The sequence below is a fragment of the Nostoc sp. DSM 114161 genome, from assembly GCF_052692665.1.
In genome coordinates this window covers 1,120,574-1,137,316 of the sequence record NZ_CP195141.1, presented here as the reverse complement: position 1 = coordinate 1,137,316, position 16,743 = coordinate 1,120,574, and the positions used below count along the sequence as shown (strand labels likewise).

The following is a 16,743-nucleotide window of genomic DNA, read 5'->3' as shown; positions in this document are numbered from 1 at the left end:
CCCCTTGTCCCCTTGTCTCCCCCTCCCTTGTCCTCTGTCCGCTGTTATCGCTGCCATTCACGCAACACTGCTCCAAGGGTAGCGATTCCCTCTACAATCTTGTCCTTTGGTTGAAAGCTAAAAGCCAACCTGATAGCATCATCGCCCTGACCGTTGGCGTAGCAGCGAGTTCCTGGTAGAAAGCTGACGCCTTGTTGTGCACAAGCACTTAGGAGTGCTTTGGCACTGATATCTGGCGGCAATTTACACCAAACGAAAAAGCCGCCATCCGGTCGCAAAGCAACTATATCGCTGGGAAACTCAGCAGCGATCGCTTCTAACAACAAATTGCACTTATGCTTGTAGCAGGCGATCAGCTTCTGAATGTGAGCATCTAATTTGCCAGTAGCACAGTAGCGGCCAACTACATGACTGACAAAAGGCCCTACAGGCCCCTCGCTTTTGAACATTGCTAAGCGCTCAATAATTGCTGGATCGCCACAAGCAAAGCCCAACCTGACACCAGGTGCAATAATTTTCGAGAAGGTACTCACATATAACACCCACCCTTCCTGGTCGAGGGACGCCAAGGACGGCACGGTTTCTCCTTGAAAACGCAAATCCTTATAGGCATCGTCTTCCACCACCAGCACGCCATATTCAGCCGCCAGTGCTACTAATTTTTGGCGGCGAAATAAGGGCATAGTAGTGCCTGTAGGATTGTGAAAGGTGGGAATGGTGTAAATAAACCTGGGTCGAATGCCCTGTTTTTTCAAGTCACTTAAAGTTTCTTCTAGGGCGTCCACATTCATTCCCAACTCATCTACAGGAATGGTAATTAGGCGTGCGCCAGCGTGAACAAATCTAGCAACTACTCCCAAGAAGGTCGGGCCTTCTACAATTACCACATCACCAGGTTCGATAAATACATCTGGTAGTAAGCCGAGAATCTGTCCAGAACCATAGCCAATCAGAAGGCGATCGCCATCAGCGGCGATTCCTTGAGCCTCCAAGCGGAGGCTAATTTGCTCGTAGAGTTGAGCTGAAGGCGGGCCGTAATTAAGAGCGATCGCAGCTTCTTTTGCCAGTAAATCAGCAGTTGTAGCCGCCAAATCAGCATCAGGAAACAGAGTTGGATCGGCTAAACCGTAGGTAAAACTAACACTAACGATTTTGGTTAACTCTGTGCCATAGGTTGGTGGTGCGAGGTTTTTGGCTCGTTCGGCGAACAAATCAGCAATTTCATAACTATTGGCGGTAGCAGCCATAAGCAATTCAAAATGAAGAATACAGGAGTCAGAATTTCCGAGTTAGGGAAAATACAGTGTAGATTTTCTTTGTTGATGGATGTATTCTTTCTTATAACATCATGACAAGCATCACGAAGATTGACTGATAGAACAGAATTAGTACAGTGAAATTGATTAACTGCAACTGGCAACACCTAATTTTGACCTTAGGCTGTCTGCTACTGATTCTTGCTTGTAACAGTTTCTATCCCAGTACCAAGCAAGATGCCAAACTTCTTAAGGTTGCTACAGACCCGACCTTTATCCCTTTTGAAATCCAAACAGCCAGCGGGAAGTTAGAAGGCTTTGATATTGATTTAATAAATGCGGTCGCGAAGATTGCAAAATTTAGAGTTGATTTTGAAAATTTGCCTTTTGATGGCATGATATCAGCTTTGCAAGCCAAAAGAGTCGATGCAGCAATTAGTGGGATTACAATTACCGCCGAACGCTTGAAAACAATTGCTTTTTCACGGCCTTATTTTAAAGCGGGATTGGCGATCGCCGTCCGCCAAGACAATCAAAATATTAAAGACTTCAACAGTCTCCAAGGTAAAAAAATTGCTGTACAAATAGGTTCCACTGGGGCGGATTTTGCCAAAACCATCCCCAACGCCAAAATTAGCACTTTTAACTCTGGGCCAGAATTTTTTCAAGACTTGCTCAACGGCAATGTTGATGCTGTAGTTAGCGATGCTTTTGCTACCTTGTATGCAATTAAAAACGGTAAACTCAAAGGCATCAAAGTTATTGCCGACTTACTCACCGAAGAATACTACGGTATTGCCACACCAAAAGATTCCCCCCACCTCGATACAATTAACAAAGCCCTAGCCGCTTTGTTATCCAACGGCACCTACAAGCAAATTTATCAAAAATGGTTTAACGCCGAACCTCCGCAACTACCAGAATCTTGGAAATAAGGCAGGGAGCAGGGGGCACAGGAGAGAATAATAACTACTAACTCCTCACTCAGCACTCCTAACTCAACACTCTTAATGCCCGATGCCCATTAAAATATTTTCTGCGTCAGAATTAATACTGCCACTAAAATCCACTCTTAAAACTACAATCTATTGTAAGTCTACTGTAGTCAGGGGCAGCCAATTGTGGCACCTTGGATCTTAGTGGCTAGAACCACCTTGGAACGGGAATTAAGGAACTTCCACTATGCTGATTTGCCCTCAGTGTAAATTTGAAAACCCTAATACCAACAAATTTTGTCAAAAATGTGGCACATCCCTGACTCACAAAATCTGTCCTGAATGCAGTACCGATGTTCCTGTGAATGCACTACGCTGCCACAACTGTGGTACGGAATGTGGAACAGTATTTTGGGCAATTATCACTCCAGAAGCGGCTGGAGATGAGGGAGCCTGGGAAGAAGAAACAAAGACGCAAACAGAAGTCGGAGCATTGGCTTCCAGCGAAGCGAACTCTGGAAGACAAGGAGACACGGAGAGTTCTGTCCCCGCCTCTGAATGTCTCCCCGTCTCAGTATCTCCCATTACCCCTAGTGCTCAAATTACATCAGACTCCTATTTAGATCCTCAGGAGCGCTACCAATTGTTAGATAAGTTACCTAGTCTAGAAAACATTATAGAGGTAGAAGCGAGGGTTTTAGACTGTCAACCGTATCAAATATCACCTATTGAAGCAATATTAGGAAATCAGCAATCGGATGTAGTAACTCCAGCAGTGGCGGCAAATGCAATTCCTAGTCTTGCTAAAGTTTATATTGCTTTACAATACCAAGGTCACCCTGGAATACCACGGATTCACGATGCATGGCAGCAAGGTGATAAACAAACAATAATAATCGAAGATCGCTCGAATTGGCAGCTTTTACTCGATTTGTGGCAAGAAGAGACAACGAGTTCGTTAAAAATTTTACACTGGTGTAATGAAATGGCCCAACTTTGGGCAGTATTGGAACCAGTAAGTTGCCGTCAAAGTTTGTTGGAATTGTCGAATTTGCGATTGGATGAAGACCAAACGCTGGCGCTACAAAGATTGTATGTGGAATCACACAATAGTGAGGCGATCGCCGAATCCCTAGAAGATGACCAAGCCCTGTCTGTGTTAGAGCAACCGTTAACTATCCAAGCTTTGGGGCGGGTTTGGCAAACGCTATTTAGACAGACTCAACGCACTCAATTTGGTTCAGTAGTGCAGATGTTAGGGGATTTAGAGGCAGGAAAAATTGAAACCATCGCACAGTTGCGATCGCGTTTGCAGGAAATCTCCGTGGAACTGGAAGCACTAGGAACTGGAACTTTGCCCCCAATACAGGAGAAATATACTGTTGTGCCTACTAGCCTGCAATCACAAGAACCAGAAGATATCATTAGTAAAACTGATGATATGCCAACTGTTGTGCTGGCAATGCAGTTAAGTAGCTTGGAAGATGCGGGACGCACAGATGTAGGGCGTCAGCGTCATCATAACGAGGACTACTTTGGTATTGAAACTAAAGTTGAGAAGCTGGAGTTGCCCAAAACTCGAATCCTGCAAGGCTATGGTTTGTATATCCTCTGTGATGGTATGGGCGGACACGCTGGCGGCGAGGTAGCCAGTGAGTTAGCAGTCAACACCCTCAGGCAATATTTTCAAGAACACTGGGTTCCCAATCAACTGCCAACAGAAAATAGCATTCGCGAGGCAGTTTATTTAGCTAATGAGGCGATTTATAAGCTCAATCAACAAGATGCTCGTTCTGGAGTTGGGCGTATGGGTACAACTCTGGTAATGCTTTTAATTCAAGACACCCAAGCAGCAGTGGCTCATGTGGGAGATAGTCGCCTGTATCGCGTGACGCGCAAGCAGGGATTAGAACAAGTCACAGTAGATCACGAAGTCGGGCAACGGGAAATTACAAGGGGAGTGGAGGCAAGTATAGCTTACGCTCGCCCTGATGCTTATCAACTCACCCAAGCCTTGGGGCCCCGCGATGAAAACTCCATTAATCCCGATGTCGGCTTTTTCGAGATCAATGAAGATACCCTTCTAGTGTTGGCATCGGACGGTCTATCAGATAACGATCTATTAGAAACCCATTGGCAAACTCACTTAGAACCGTTACTTAGTTCTGCCGCTAACCTAGAACGCGGCGTCACGGAATTAATTGATTTAGCAAACCAACACAATGGTCACGATAATATTACTGCTATACTGATTCGGGCAAAAGTGCGTCCAAATCTTGAAAGTTAAACGTCAATTGGGTATGGGGAGATGAGGGAGATGGCAACGCCTTGGGAAAAGGGGAAAGGTTAAAGGGAAAAGGAGGGATCTTTCTTTTCCCCTTTGCCCTTTGCCCTTTGCCCTTTGCCCCATGCCCAATGCCCAATGCCCCATGCCCCAATCCCCAGTCCCCTTACCTCATAGGTCGTATTGTGGTTACTCTGACCCTGTTAGAACCGCAACAAAAAACGCCGCTCCATCAGTGGTGCTTTGAAAACTCTTCCATAATTCGGATTGGTCGAGCAGCAGACAATCATATTGTTTTAACTGATAGTTTGGTTTCTCGGCATCATCTAGAACTTAGACAAGTCGATTCTGCTAGCAATGGTGATGCTTGGCAACTAATTAGTCAGGGTACAAATGGAACTTTCCTTAATGGTGTCCTGGTAATTCAAAGCTCGCTACCAGACAATTCCCTGTTGGAACTCGCACAGGGAGGGCCAATACTGCTATTTCAAATTCGGGAGCTAAAACCACCGGATGTTTCTTTGCCTTGGCAACAGACACAAGAAACGCCAGAAAATGCATTTCCCACAGTTTCCTCAGCCAAAAATCCCGGAATTTTATCCTCCACTTGCACCCATGAAGGTAATTCGCCGAATAATTTGTTTTGTATCCACTGCGGTCAACCTCTGTCAGTGCAACAGACGATTCGCCATTATCAGGTGTTGCGAACTCTGGGACAAGGAGGTATGGGTACTACCTATCTGGCTTGGGATGCACTTGGTTTGATTGCGGGTATTCCCCAACTGCTGGTGTTGAAGCAAATGAATGCTGATATGGTGAGAATTGCCAAAGCTCAAGAATTATTTGAGCGAGAGGCGTATACTCTCAAATCTCTCAAGCATCCGGGAATTCCCAAGTATTATGATTTCTTTGTGGAAGGTGGAAAAAAATACTTGGCAATGGAGCTAATCCACGGACAAGATTTAGAAAAACGTATTTCCACCACTGGGCCAGTAACTCCAAGTCAGGCGATCGCTTGGACGATCCAAACCTGCGATATCTTAGACTATCTTCATAGCCAAGAGCCTCCACTCATCCACCGCGATATTAAACCCGCTAACTTGATGGTGCGAAGTTTTCAAAATCGCATAGTGGTGCTGGATTTTGGTGCAGTTAAGGAAATTGGCACGGCGCCGGGTACTCGTATTGGGGCAGAAGGTTACTGCGCTCCCGAACAAGAACGAGGACAACCTTTGACGCAATCTGATTTATATGCAATTGGGCCAACGCTGATTTTTCTGCTCACAGGCGAAAATCCCTTCAAGTATTACCGCCAACGGGGGCGACACTTCAGGTTTGATGTGGCAAAAGTTCCTACCATTAGTCCCCAATTAAGAGATGTTATTGACCGCGTTACCGAACCATTGCCACGCGATCGCTATCAGACTGCCAAAGAACTAGCTACGGCCTTAGCTACTTGTCAAGTTTAGGGAGTGGTGAGACTGGGAAATGGGGTAATAACCAATGCCCCATGCCCTATGCTCTATGCCCTATTCTTCATCCCAAGCTTCTACAGCTAGCAATTCGCTGATTGGGTCTTGCATACTAAACCCAAAGTCCAGCAATTCTTGTTTCCAGTGCTGCCATTCGTTGCCGTAGAGCAAAGCGATTTTCCAGATACTATCGCTTGGCTTGATAATATTCGATTCTATGAGTGATTGCACGTTACGCTGCAATTTCACCATCGGGTGAATTACTTGCTGAGTCATAACCTCGATTGAATTCAGATTTTGTTTGGTAAATGCTTAATTAAAACTGCTTTCCATTCTGCAATTGGTGCCGGCTCGTAGAGTGGTGTAATTTGGTAAAGCTAGTCTTAACTTTCTAACTATACCATAACAAACTCTACTCAATTACTAGGAAATCCATTTTTGTACGGTAATCACCACCATAACACTTTAATTGTGCTAGGCACTCCTTCAACCTCTTGTATCAGTGTGACAAGGGTTAAGGGATGAGGTGGATAAAGGGTAAGTAGGACTGCTCACTTGAGTGAGGGCGACTGGTAAAAGTTTATTCCTTTTAGTCACAAAAAATAAGTACGTTTGTCGAAGAAACGATGAACAGAGGCTAATTAGCAAGTTTTTGACTGAATGTGAAGTTTGTAATCGAGTAGGAATGTCTACCCTTTATATTTCTTCAAACGTTATTTACATTATCGCAAACATATACAGTTAAGCAAATTTATAGTAAATCTTTATATATTTTTAATGTTTTAGATAGAGAATATAACACCTGTAAGATTGCCCTGTTTAAGTACAGGAGAGGGTTTTGGCTTGAAAGTGAGGAGGCGATGCCTACGGCGAGCTTCTCTACGAGACGCTGCGCGAACGCTAACGTTTGCTTAAATTCTTGGTGCAGCATTGGCTTACCACAGACCTCTCTTAGATTTTTGGCCTGCTTTTGAATTTTGTGTGAAAAATTTATAGCCAAGATGTTAGTTTCTGTTGAGCAGATGGGTATCCTCATAGCGGGAGGTTTGCTGATACCTAAGTATTTACCGCAGCAACTATTAAGACATGACAGGAAAGGGGGAAGAATACTTAATTGCCCGCAAAAAGCAGATTGAGCAGCGACGAAAAATTGTCACAATAGTGTCGATGGTGTCGTTTGTTGGTTCTATGGTATTTGCAACCATTCCATCAATCCAACAAGCTATTCAGAGTCCCAAGCCAGTAGCTGCGTCTGTTTCTCCTGAGTCAGCGTTACAGCAGCAGGTGAAGGGTTACGAGTTAGTTTTACAAAGGGAACCAGAAAACCAACTTGCTTTAGAAAAACTGTCATTGTTGCGCTTGAACTTGAAGGATGCTAAAGGTGCGATGGAACCTTTAGAGAAGCTAGTGAAATTGCATCCCGAACGGCAAGATTACAAAACTGTATTAGAGCAGATTAAAAAGCAAGAGGGAATCGGACAGGCAAAAGGCGATCGCAGCACAAATAATCAACCTAAATCTCCTTAAAAATTTTACTTAAATATTTTTGATAACAAATAATTTTTAGATTATAAATAAGCACAAAATGTTTAATGATAAATCTATTTTAATCACTGGTGGTACAGGTTCATTCGGTAAGCAATTTGTGAAAACAATTCTCTGCCGATATCAGCCAAAGAAAGTCATAGTTTATTCACGAGATGAACTGAAACAGTATGAGATGGCGCAGGAATTCAATACACCAGCGATGCGCTATTTTATTGGAGATGTGCGCGATCGCGATCGGTTGCGTTTGGCCGTGCGAGGTGTAGATTATGTTATTCACGCTGCTGCACTCAAGCACATTCCTGCTGCTGAATATAATCCAATGGAATGCATTAAAACTAATATTCATGGGGCAAATAATGTTATTGATGTTGCCATTGAACAAGAAGTAGAAAAAGTAATTGCTCTTTCAACAGATAAAGCAGTTAATCCGATTAATCTCTACGGCGCAACTAAGTTAGCTGCGGATAAACTTTTTGTTGCAGCTAATAATATTGTTGGGGCAATGAAAACCCGATTTGCTGTAGTTCGCTATGGGAATGTCGTCGGCTCCAGAGGCTCAGTTGTACCATTCTTTCAAAAACTGATTCAAGAAAAGGCCACAGAAATTCCGATTACAGATCCACGTATGACACGCTTTTGGATTACCCTCCAGCAAGCTGTAGATTTAGTATTTAATAGTTTTGAAAGAATGCAAGGTGGAGAAATATTCGTGCCGAAGATTCCTTCAATGAAAATTACCGATCTAGCTGAAACACTTGCACCGGGAGTCCCAATTAAAATTGTTGGTATTCGACCAGGCGAAAAACTACATGAAGCCATGTTTTCTGCTGAAGCTTCACATTTAGCATTAGAATTCAATGACCATTATGTGATTAGGCCAACTATTGAATATGCCTACTCCATCGATTACGCCTGCAACGCTTTGGGTGAAAAAGGAGTCCCTGTGGCAGAAGGATTTGAGTATAGTTCTGAGATAAATACAGAATGGCTAAAAGGTTTCCAACTACTCGATATGCTGAAGTAATGAGTGATTACATTCCCTATGGACGGCAAGATATTAGTCAAGAAGATATTGACGCTGTGATTGCAGTTTTGCGTTCAGATTGGATTACTCAAGGCCCAGCTATAGAGAGGTTTGAACAAGCTGTTGCTAACTATTGTCAGGTGAAATATGCTGTAGCAGTTTCCAGCGCTACAGCTGGATTACATATTGCTTGTCTTGCAGCTGGTTTAAGAGAAGATGAACTTCTTTGGACATCACCAAATACCTTTATTGCTTCAGCTAATTGTGGGCTTTACTGCAATGCAAAAGTAGACTTTGTTGATATCGATCCAAATACTTACAATTTGAGCGTAGATCAATTAAAAAATAAATTGGTTAGGGCAGAAAAGCAAGGGTGTTTGCCCAAAGTATTAATACCCGTCCATTTTGCAGGGCAATCTTGTGAAATGGAGCAGATTGCTGCTTTGTCGCAGCAATACGGTTTCAAAATTATTGAAGATGCTTCTCATGCCATTGGAGGACGCTATCAAAGACAACCTGTTGGTTCGTGCCAATTTTCTGATATGACAGTTTTTAGCTTTCATCCAGTAAAAATTATCACTACTGGTGAAGGGGGTATAGTATTAACAAATGAGGATAAATTATATCAAAAATTAATTAGATTAAGAACTCATGGCATCACTCGCAATCCAGATTTAATGCAAGGAAAATCTCACGGTTCTTGGTATTATCAACAACTGGAATTAGGTTTCAACTATCGGATGACAGATATCCAAGCAGCATTAGGCGTTAGTCAGATGCAAAGGCTGAATGAATTTGTAGAACGTCGCTGTTTTTTAGCTAACCGCTATCATCAACTTCTGCAAGATTTACCCTTAATACTGCCGTGGCAACATCCAGATACTAATTCTAGTTGGCATCTTTATGTGATTCGGCTCAAGCTGGATAAGATTAATAAAACTCATCGGCAGATATTTGAAGAACTTCGCGGCTTAGGAATTGGTGTGAATTTACACTATATCCCAGTTCATCTACAGCCTTATTACCAAAGATTTGGTTTTAAATTAGGCGACTTTCCAGAGGTTGAAAAATACTACGAACAAGCTATTAGTATCCCCTTATATTCTGGACTAGATGAAGAGAGTCAAGATAAGGTAGTAGCTTTCCTAAGAGAGGCGCTGATATGAAAATTGTAATTATTGTTCAGGCAAGGATGACTTCAACTCGCCTACCTGGTAAGGTACTCAAAAAAGTCTTAGATAGGTCTTTATTGGAATACCAAATTGAGAGATTAAAACGAGTAAATTTAGCTAATGAAATTGTAATTGTTACTACAAAAAACAGTACAGATTTGCCAATTGTTGAACTTTGCCATAGCCTTTTTATTCCATATTTTCGAGGCTCTGAAGAAGACGTGTTAGCTAGATATTATGAAGCAGCAAAAGAACATCATGCAGATGTAGTGGTTCGCGTTACCTCTGATTGTCCACTTATCGATCCACAAGTGATTGATAAGGTAATTCAGTTTTATCTTGACCATGAATATAAATATGATTATGTTTCTAACTGTTTAGAAAGAAGCTATCCACGGGGAATGGATACTGAGGTTTTTTCATTTTCAGCATTACATCAGGCGTTTGTAGAAGCAACAGCACAACCTGACCGGGAACATGTGACTCCGTTTATTTATATGCATCCTGAACGTTATCGCGTAGCTAATATAGTTAATTCAGATAATCAAAGTTCACATCGCTGGACAGTGGATACAGCAGATGATTTTGAACTGGTTAAAAGAATTATTCAAGCCCTTTATCCTCAAATTCCCAATTTCACCTTAGAAGATTGTTTAAATTTGTTGAGACAGTATCCTGATTGGTCGCTAATTAACGCACACGTAGAACAAAAACAATATGGTAAGTAACTCGGAATTTAGAACTGAGCAAGAATATTTTTGGGCTGGTAAATTTGGTGATGAATATATTACTAGGAATCAAGGAAATATTTTTATTGCTAATAATATTTCATTATTTGCAAAAATTCTTTCCAGAACTCACTCTATTCACTCTTTAATTGAGTTTGGTGCCAATATAGGTATTAATCTTCAAGCAATTAGACAACTTCTTCCTCAAGCAGAAATTTCGGCAGTTGAAATTAACCAAAAAGCTGTGGAAAAATTGCAATCACATCATGATTATCATGTTTACCATCAGTCGGTATTTGACTTTGTACCTGAGCGCCAATATGAATTAGCTCTGATTAAGGGAGTTTTGATACATATCAGTTCAGATATGCTGGCAAAAGTGTATGAACTACTTTATCAAGTTAGTAATCGTTATATTTGTATTGCAGAATATTATAATCCCACACCTGTAGAAATAACTTATCGCGGTCATCAAGGTAAATTGTTTAAGCGTGACTTTGCAGGTGAGATGCTTGATAAATTTGATGACTTACATCTATTAGATTATGGATTTGTCTATCATCGCGATAATCTATTTCCGCAGGATGATTTGACTTGGTTTTTATTAGAAAAGACTGATTATCAATGAAACTATTGATTCGGGCAGATGCATCAACACAAATAGGTACAGGTCATGTAATGCGCTGTCTAGCTTTGGCTCAAGCTTGCCTAGATGCAGATGGTCAAGTAATTTTTGTGATGGCAACGGCAGCTCCAGATTTAATAACTCGGTTAAAGTCTGAAGGAATGGAAGTTCTCCATCTGTCAGTTGAGATTGGAAGTGCGGAAGATGCCGCAGAAACAGCAAAACTTGCACGCCAGTTTGATGTTAATTTGGTTGTTGTAGATGGCTATCATTTCGGTGCTAAGTATCAAGAAATCATTAAGGAATTTGAGTTAAAGCTTTTATTCATTGATGATTATGGACACGCAAAACAGTACTACGCGGACATTATTTTAAATCAAAATATTCATGCTGAGGAAGAATTGTACACAAATCGACAGCCATATACACAGATGTTACTTGGTACCAGTTATAGCCTTTTGCGGCGGGAATTTTGGCAGTGGCGGGGATGGCAGCGCTCGCTTCCTCTGGTAGCGAAAAAGCTACTAATTACACTAGGTGGTGCCGATCCAGATAATGTAACTCTCAAGGTGATTCAAGGATTGCAACAAGTAGAAGTGGAAGGGCTAGAAGCTGTTGTTGTAGTTGGGGGAAGCAATCCACATTATGAGCAGATGCTCGTGGTTAGCCAGGAATCAAAGTTTCCGATTCATTTGAAAAGGAATGTTAAAAATATGCCTGAGCTAATGGCTTGGGCTGATGTGGCAGTGGCGGCTGGTGGCTCTACATGTTGGGAACTAGCTTTTATGGGTTTACCGAGCATTGTGCTAATTTTGGCAGATAATCAGCAAGATACTGCTGAAAAGCTTGGGAAATTGAATGTAGTTTTTAATTTGGGCTGGCATCAAAATATTTCAGAAGTAGAAATAGCACAAGCAATTAAGAAATTACTATTAGCAAAACAAATCAGAATAGAAATTACAAAAAATGCTAAAAACTTGATTGATGGTTATGGTGTCAGCCGAATATTATCTATATTAAATGGGCAAAAATATGAATGTAGTTAAGATTGTAAATCGCTTAATTGGGACTAATTATGAACCTTTCATTATTGCTGAGGCAGGTATTAACCATAATGGAGAAATTGAAAAAGCATTACAAATGATCCGGGTTGCTAAAGAAGCAGGTGCTGATGCTATCAAATTTCAGACATTTAAGGCTAATGAGCTTGTTGGCGATCCGAGTCAAACCTACACTTATCAATCACAGAACAAACAAATCACGGAATCGATGTTAGAGATGTTTCAACGTTATGAATTATCTCGGCATGAATGGTTTTTAATCAAAGAAAACTGCGAGCGAGAAGAGATTTTATTTTTATCTACACCTCAAAATTCCTCTGATTTAGATTTACTTTTAGAGTTAGGTATAGCAGCTATTAAGGTTGGATCGGATGATTTTGTCAATCTGCCGTTGTTAAAAAATTATGCTGTAACTGGATTACCGATGATTATTTCTTGTGGTATGGCAGATATGGCAGAAGTCTATCAATCATTAAATACGATTGGGGCGCTAGACGGTTATCCGACAATCTTACTGCTTTGTACTTCTCAGTATCCAACACCTCCAGAAGATGTAAACTTGCTCAAGCTCAAAACTTTATCTCAAGCCTTCCCAATGATACCGCTTGGGTTTTCTGACCATACTCAGGGGACTATAGCATCTTGTTTAGCTGTTGCCTTTGGGGCTTGTCTATTTGAAAAACATTTTACGCTAGATCGTAACTTGCCGGGGCCAGATCATTGGTTTTCTGAAGATCCGATAGATTTAAAGCATTGGGTTAGTTCAATCAAAAAGTCCTACTCTATGATGGGGAGTGGCATTGTTCGAGCAACTGCTGCTGAAGAAGACATGAAAATTTTAGCAAGGCGTAGTATCGTTGCCTTTAACAATATTGCCGAAGGTGAGATATTGCATACAGGTAATGTAGGTTTGAGAAGACCAGGTAGCGGATTGCCATCAAGCCTTCTAGAGCGAGTTTTAGGAGCAAAAGCTACAAAATCTATACCAAAAGGAAATATTCTTAAATTTGGAGATTTCGAGTGATAGATATTACAAGATTTCAAGAATTATTCTCACTTTTGACTAGTTTTAAACCCAATCAGTTTCATCCATTAGTCTGGATTAATGGTGAGCCAGAAATTGGCAAAAATGTTTATATAGGTGGTATGTCAGAGATAAATGCCAAGGGTGCAAGAGTCTTGGTTGGAGACAATTGTGATATTGCATCATTTGTTTCAATTAACTGTGCTGATTCTCACAAAAAATGTATTGGTTTGCTGGATGAAATACAGCGCAAGGATATAGTACTAGAAAACAATGTTTTCGTGGGTTCACATAGTGTTATTAAGGGTGGGGCATATATTGGTCATAATTCCGTTGTTGCCGCAGGAACAATAGTTGAAGAAGCAATAATACCTCCGTATTCACTAGTCATAGGGAACCCAATGCAGGTAAAACCAGGATATTATTTAAAGCAATTTCATATCAACAACAGTGATTCCACACAATAAACCAACTTTAGGTATAGAAGAAGAACAAGCCGCTCTAAGAGTTATTCGCTCAGGTTGGGTAGCACAAGGACGTGAAGTAGAAGCTTTTGAAAATGAGTTTTGTGAATTTATCGGATTACCAGCAGGTTATGCAGTAGCAGTTGCCAATGGGACATCAGCCCTATTTATGGCTTTATGGGCATTGCAAGCACGGGGTAAACGAGTAGCTTTTCCTGTTTATACTTGTTCCTCTTTGAGACATGCAGTAGCTATGATAGGAGCAATAGAACAACTAGTAGATGTAAGTCCTGGTACTCCTAATATTGATTTACAAGCACTCAGTCAATGTGGATCTGACATTGCTATTGTGCCTCATATGTTTGGTTTGCCAGTATGTCTTTCAAATTTAAAAGATATAGAGATCGTAGAAGATTGTGCTCAAGCTTTAGGAGCGTCTGTCAATGGTACTGCGGTTGGGTTACAAGGAAAAATAGGTATTTTTTCCTTTTATGCTACTAAAGTAATTACTTCCGGTGGTCAAGGTGGTATGGTTATCTCTAAAGATAAGGCTCTAATAGATACTATCCGAGATTATCGAGAATTTGATTACAGACAAGATCAAAACAAAAGATTTAATTTTCAGATGACAGACTTACAAGCTGCTATCGGAAGAGCGCAACTACGCAAACTGCCTATTTTATTATCAAAACGAGTGGAAATATTTAAACGCTATATTCAAGCTGGATTAAAGCTTTTAGATACAACTTCCGAATTTAATATTTCAATCTCACCTATTCGATATAGAGCAATTTTCACAACCAATAATTTTTGCAACACGAACATAATTGACTTCTTAGAATCTATGGGAGTTAAGGCAATTATACCAATAGAACAATGGGAATTACTTGGAGAGTATAATTTATTTCCTAATGCATTAAAATTGGCTCAAGAAAGTATTTCATTACCAATATATCCTTTGTTAACTGATGAAGAGCTTGAATATATAGTATCGAAATTAAATATCTTGCTATGATTTTAACAGCACATCAACCTGTATATTTACCTTGGTTAGGATTAATACATAAAATATTACTAGCTGACGTTTTTTGCGTTTTTGACATTGTACAATACCAAAAAAAAGATTATAACAATAGAAATAAAATTAAAACAAATACTGGCGAAATTTGGCTATCAGTTCCTGTAGAATCGAAAGATCATTTTAATAAGAAAATATGTGATATTAAAATTATCAATAATGGCTGGAATAAAAAGCATTTTAAATCAATTTATTTAGCTTATAAAAAATCAGCATACTTCGATTTATATATTGACAGCCTAGAAGCGATTCTTCTGAAAACACAATATGAATATTTAACAGAACTCAATTTTGATATTCTGACTTTTATGCTAAAGAGTTTGGATATTGATGTGCCAATAATTAAAGCAAGTGATTATGATTTTACTGGGTACAAGTCTGAGCTTGTACTTGATATGTGTGTTAAGTTAAAAGCCCAAAAGTATATATTTGGAAGTCAAGGTAGAGATTATGCCAATATACAATCATTTAAAAATAATGGCATAGAAGTTTATTTTCAAGACTATAAGCATCCTGTTTATAAGCAATTGTATGGTAATTTTCTGCCTTATATGTCTTTAATAGATATTTTATTTAATGAAGGTCCGAAGAGTAAAGAAATAATTTTATTGAATAATACTTCATCCTTGGCAGAAATATAAAAATGACTGAGCAATAATTTTTGGATTAATTAGGAGAATAAGTTTCCATGTTATTTGACGAATCAAATTGCTCTACAGAGAAAAAGTTGATGAATTTTCCGAAGTATGTTCGGAGACAGAACATAGCACGTTTTTTAGCACAATACGAAGTATTCAAGAAACAGATTAATATTAAGGGTAGTATTGTAGAGTGCGGAGTACACAATGGTGGCGGTGTTATGGCATGGGCAAAAATATCAACTACATTGGAACCCTATAATTATCATAGGAAAATCATTGGCTTTGATACTTTTTGTGGTTTTCCTGATGTGTCAGAAGTAGATAGAGAGAATCAAGAAGTAACAATAGGCATGTTATCTGAAGATTATGACACTTATGGAGAGTTAGCTGAAGTCATTAAAGAATACGATAATAACAGGTTTATTAATCATATAAATAAGGTTGAACTAGTTAAAGGAGATGCCAATTTAACGATTCCTCAATATATAAATGATAACAAACATTTACTTGTGTCACTTCTTTATCTTGATTTTGATTTATACAAACCAACGCTAACAGCTTTAGAATATTTCCTTCCTCGAATGTCAAAGGGAGCTATCATAGCTTTTGATGAGGTTAATAATGAACAATGGCCTGGTGAAACTATGGCTTTGCTACAAAAGTTTGATTTAAATAATTATAAACTTGAATGTTTTGAATTTGAACCAAATATATCATTTATACAACTTTAATAAAATGACAGAAAAATATAGGAAAGATAATGGTTTTTCACAACAATGGGATCAGATATATCAGCAAAATACTCATATGAGTGTCTGGCCCTGGTCAGATTTAGTCAGCTATATAATGCGTTATGCTCGTCCAAATAAGCCCGAATTCCGTGTACTAGAATTGGGTTGTGGTGCTGGAGCGAATATTCCTTTTTTTCAAAAATTGGGAGTTGAATATCACGCTATCGAGGGTAGCCCAGCAATTGTAGGTAAATTGAGGGAAAAGTTTCCAAACCTTGAGAATAGTATTGTTGTTGGTGATTTCACTAAAGATATTCCTTTTGTCGACCAATTTGACTTAGTAGTAGATAGGAGTTCACTAACTCATAATGCAACTACTGCTATTAAAGATAGTTTGGCATTAGTATACACCAAATTAAAAATTGGTGGGAGATATGTAGGTATTGACTGGTTCTCTACTTTAGATTCTGATTATCAATTTGGCATACCTGATGAAGATATCTACACTCGTCGAGACTATACTGAAGGTCACTTTGCTCATGTTGGGCGTGTGCATTTTGCTGACAAGCCTCATTTAGAGGAACTTTTTGCAGGATTTGCCATAGAAGTAATGGAGCATAAAACTGTTGCTAGACATATACCTAGAGATAATCATATCCTTGCTTTTTGGAATTTAGTGGCTAGAAGAGTTTAGTATTGA

General features: G+C 39.8%; 17 protein-coding genes. 15 read left to right on the top strand and 2 right to left on the bottom strand.

Features of this window, described 5'->3' with window-relative positions; translation table 11 throughout:
* Nucleotides 1–44: 44 nt before the first annotated feature.
* Complete coding sequence (locus tag NSTC745_RS04980; RefSeq protein ID WP_445636157.1) at nucleotides 45–1,247, bottom strand: aminotransferase-like domain-containing protein; 1,203 nt, start codon at nucleotides 1,245–1,247, stop codon at nucleotides 45–47.
* Between the two features lie 146 nt (nucleotides 1,248–1,393).
* On the opposite strand from NSTC745_RS04980, the gene NSTC745_RS04975 reads away from it, so the two are divergent.
* The 3 genes from NSTC745_RS04975 (at nucleotide 1,394) to NSTC745_RS04965 (ending at nucleotide 5,944) form a co-directional block, all read left to right on the top strand.
* Nucleotides 1,394–2,191, top strand: a complete 798-nt coding sequence (locus NSTC745_RS04975) for a basic amino acid ABC transporter substrate-binding protein (RefSeq protein WP_445636156.1) — start codon at nucleotides 1,394–1,396, stop codon at nucleotides 2,189–2,191.
* Between the two features lie 247 nt (nucleotides 2,192–2,438).
* Entirely contained in the window at nucleotides 2,439–4,478 is a 2,040-nt protein-coding gene (locus NSTC745_RS04970; protein WP_445636155.1) for a serine/threonine phosphatase, read from the top strand.
* 182 nt (nucleotides 4,479–4,660) lie between these two features.
* Nucleotides 4,661–5,944: a protein kinase domain-containing protein gene (locus NSTC745_RS04965; protein WP_445636154.1), complete on the top strand. Its 1,284-nt coding sequence runs from the start codon at nucleotides 4,661–4,663 to the stop codon at nucleotides 5,942–5,944.
* A 60-nt stretch (nucleotides 5,945–6,004) separates the two neighbouring features.
* Here NSTC745_RS04965 and NSTC745_RS04960 read toward each other — a convergent pair whose 3' ends face one another.
* A complete protein-coding gene (locus tag NSTC745_RS04960; protein WP_096535973.1) occupies nucleotides 6,005–6,223 on the bottom strand; it encodes a DUF4327 family protein in 219 nt (72 codons plus the stop codon).
* A gap of 810 nt (nucleotides 6,224–7,033) precedes the next feature.
* On the opposite strand from NSTC745_RS04960, the gene NSTC745_RS04955 reads away from it, so the two are divergent.
* From NSTC745_RS04955 to NSTC745_RS04900, 12 genes are read left to right on the top strand one after another with little or no spacing between them, the layout of a single operon-like run.
* Nucleotides 7,034–7,474: a tetratricopeptide repeat protein gene (locus tag NSTC745_RS04955; protein ID WP_445636153.1), complete on the top strand. Its 441-nt coding sequence runs from the start codon at nucleotides 7,034–7,036 to the stop codon at nucleotides 7,472–7,474.
* Between the two features lie 58 nt (nucleotides 7,475–7,532).
* Nucleotides 7,533–8,519 carry a UDP-N-acetylglucosamine 4,6-dehydratase (inverting) gene (gene pseB / locus NSTC745_RS04950; RefSeq protein WP_445636152.1) on the top strand — a complete coding sequence of 329 codons (987 nt, stop codon included), beginning with the start codon at nucleotides 7,533–7,535 and terminating at the stop codon, nucleotides 8,517–8,519.
* The gene (gene pseC, locus NSTC745_RS04945) at nucleotides 8,480–9,685 is read left to right on the top strand and encodes a UDP-4-amino-4,6-dideoxy-N-acetyl-beta-L-altrosamine transaminase (RefSeq protein ID WP_445636151.1); all 1,206 of its coding nucleotides are present in this window, start codon (nucleotides 8,480–8,482) and stop codon (nucleotides 9,683–9,685) included. The genes pseB and pseC overlap by 40 nt, the downstream gene beginning before the upstream one ends.
* Nucleotides 9,682–10,419 (top strand): cytidylyltransferase domain-containing protein, encoded by a 738-nt coding sequence (locus NSTC745_RS04940; RefSeq protein WP_445636150.1) that lies wholly within the window; start codon nucleotides 9,682–9,684, stop codon nucleotides 10,417–10,419. The genes pseC and NSTC745_RS04940 overlap by 4 nt, the downstream gene beginning before the upstream one ends.
* Nucleotides 10,409–11,047 (top strand): pseudaminic acid biosynthesis-associated methylase, encoded by a 639-nt coding sequence (locus tag NSTC745_RS04935; protein WP_445636149.1) that lies wholly within the window; start codon nucleotides 10,409–10,411, stop codon nucleotides 11,045–11,047. Before NSTC745_RS04940 ends, NSTC745_RS04935 begins: the two co-directional genes overlap by 11 nt.
* The gene (pseG, locus tag NSTC745_RS04930) at nucleotides 11,044–12,090 is read left to right on the top strand and encodes a UDP-2,4-diacetamido-2,4,6-trideoxy-beta-L-altropyranose hydrolase (RefSeq protein ID WP_445636148.1); all 1,047 of its coding nucleotides are present in this window, start codon (nucleotides 11,044–11,046) and stop codon (nucleotides 12,088–12,090) included. The genes NSTC745_RS04935 and pseG overlap by 4 nt, the downstream gene beginning before the upstream one ends.
* Nucleotides 12,077–13,129 (top strand): N-acetylneuraminate synthase family protein, encoded by a 1,053-nt coding sequence (locus NSTC745_RS04925; protein WP_445636147.1) that lies wholly within the window; start codon nucleotides 12,077–12,079, stop codon nucleotides 13,127–13,129. Before pseG ends, NSTC745_RS04925 begins: the two co-directional genes overlap by 14 nt.
* Nucleotides 13,126–13,596, top strand: coding sequence for an acyltransferase (locus NSTC745_RS04920; protein ID WP_445636146.1), 471 nt, complete (start codon nucleotides 13,126–13,128; stop codon nucleotides 13,594–13,596). The genes NSTC745_RS04925 and NSTC745_RS04920 overlap by 4 nt, the downstream gene beginning before the upstream one ends.
* On the top strand, nucleotides 13,580–14,608 hold the full coding sequence (locus NSTC745_RS04915; RefSeq protein ID WP_445636145.1) for a DegT/DnrJ/EryC1/StrS family aminotransferase: 1,029 nt from the start codon (nucleotides 13,580–13,582) through the stop codon (nucleotides 14,606–14,608). The genes NSTC745_RS04920 and NSTC745_RS04915 overlap by 17 nt, the downstream gene beginning before the upstream one ends.
* Complete coding sequence (locus NSTC745_RS04910; protein WP_445636144.1) at nucleotides 14,605–15,312, top strand: WbqC family protein; 708 nt, start codon at nucleotides 14,605–14,607, stop codon at nucleotides 15,310–15,312. The genes NSTC745_RS04915 and NSTC745_RS04910 overlap by 4 nt, the downstream gene beginning before the upstream one ends.
* 47 nt (nucleotides 15,313–15,359) lie before the next feature.
* On the top strand, nucleotides 15,360–16,043 hold the full coding sequence (locus NSTC745_RS04905) for a TylF/MycF/NovP-related O-methyltransferase (protein WP_445636143.1): 684 nt from the start codon (nucleotides 15,360–15,362) through the stop codon (nucleotides 16,041–16,043).
* A 4-nt stretch (nucleotides 16,044–16,047) separates the two neighbouring features.
* A complete protein-coding gene (locus NSTC745_RS04900) occupies nucleotides 16,048–16,737 on the top strand; it encodes a class I SAM-dependent methyltransferase (protein ID WP_445636142.1) in 690 nt (229 codons plus the stop codon).
* The last annotated feature ends 6 nt before the right edge of the window (nucleotides 16,738–16,743 follow it).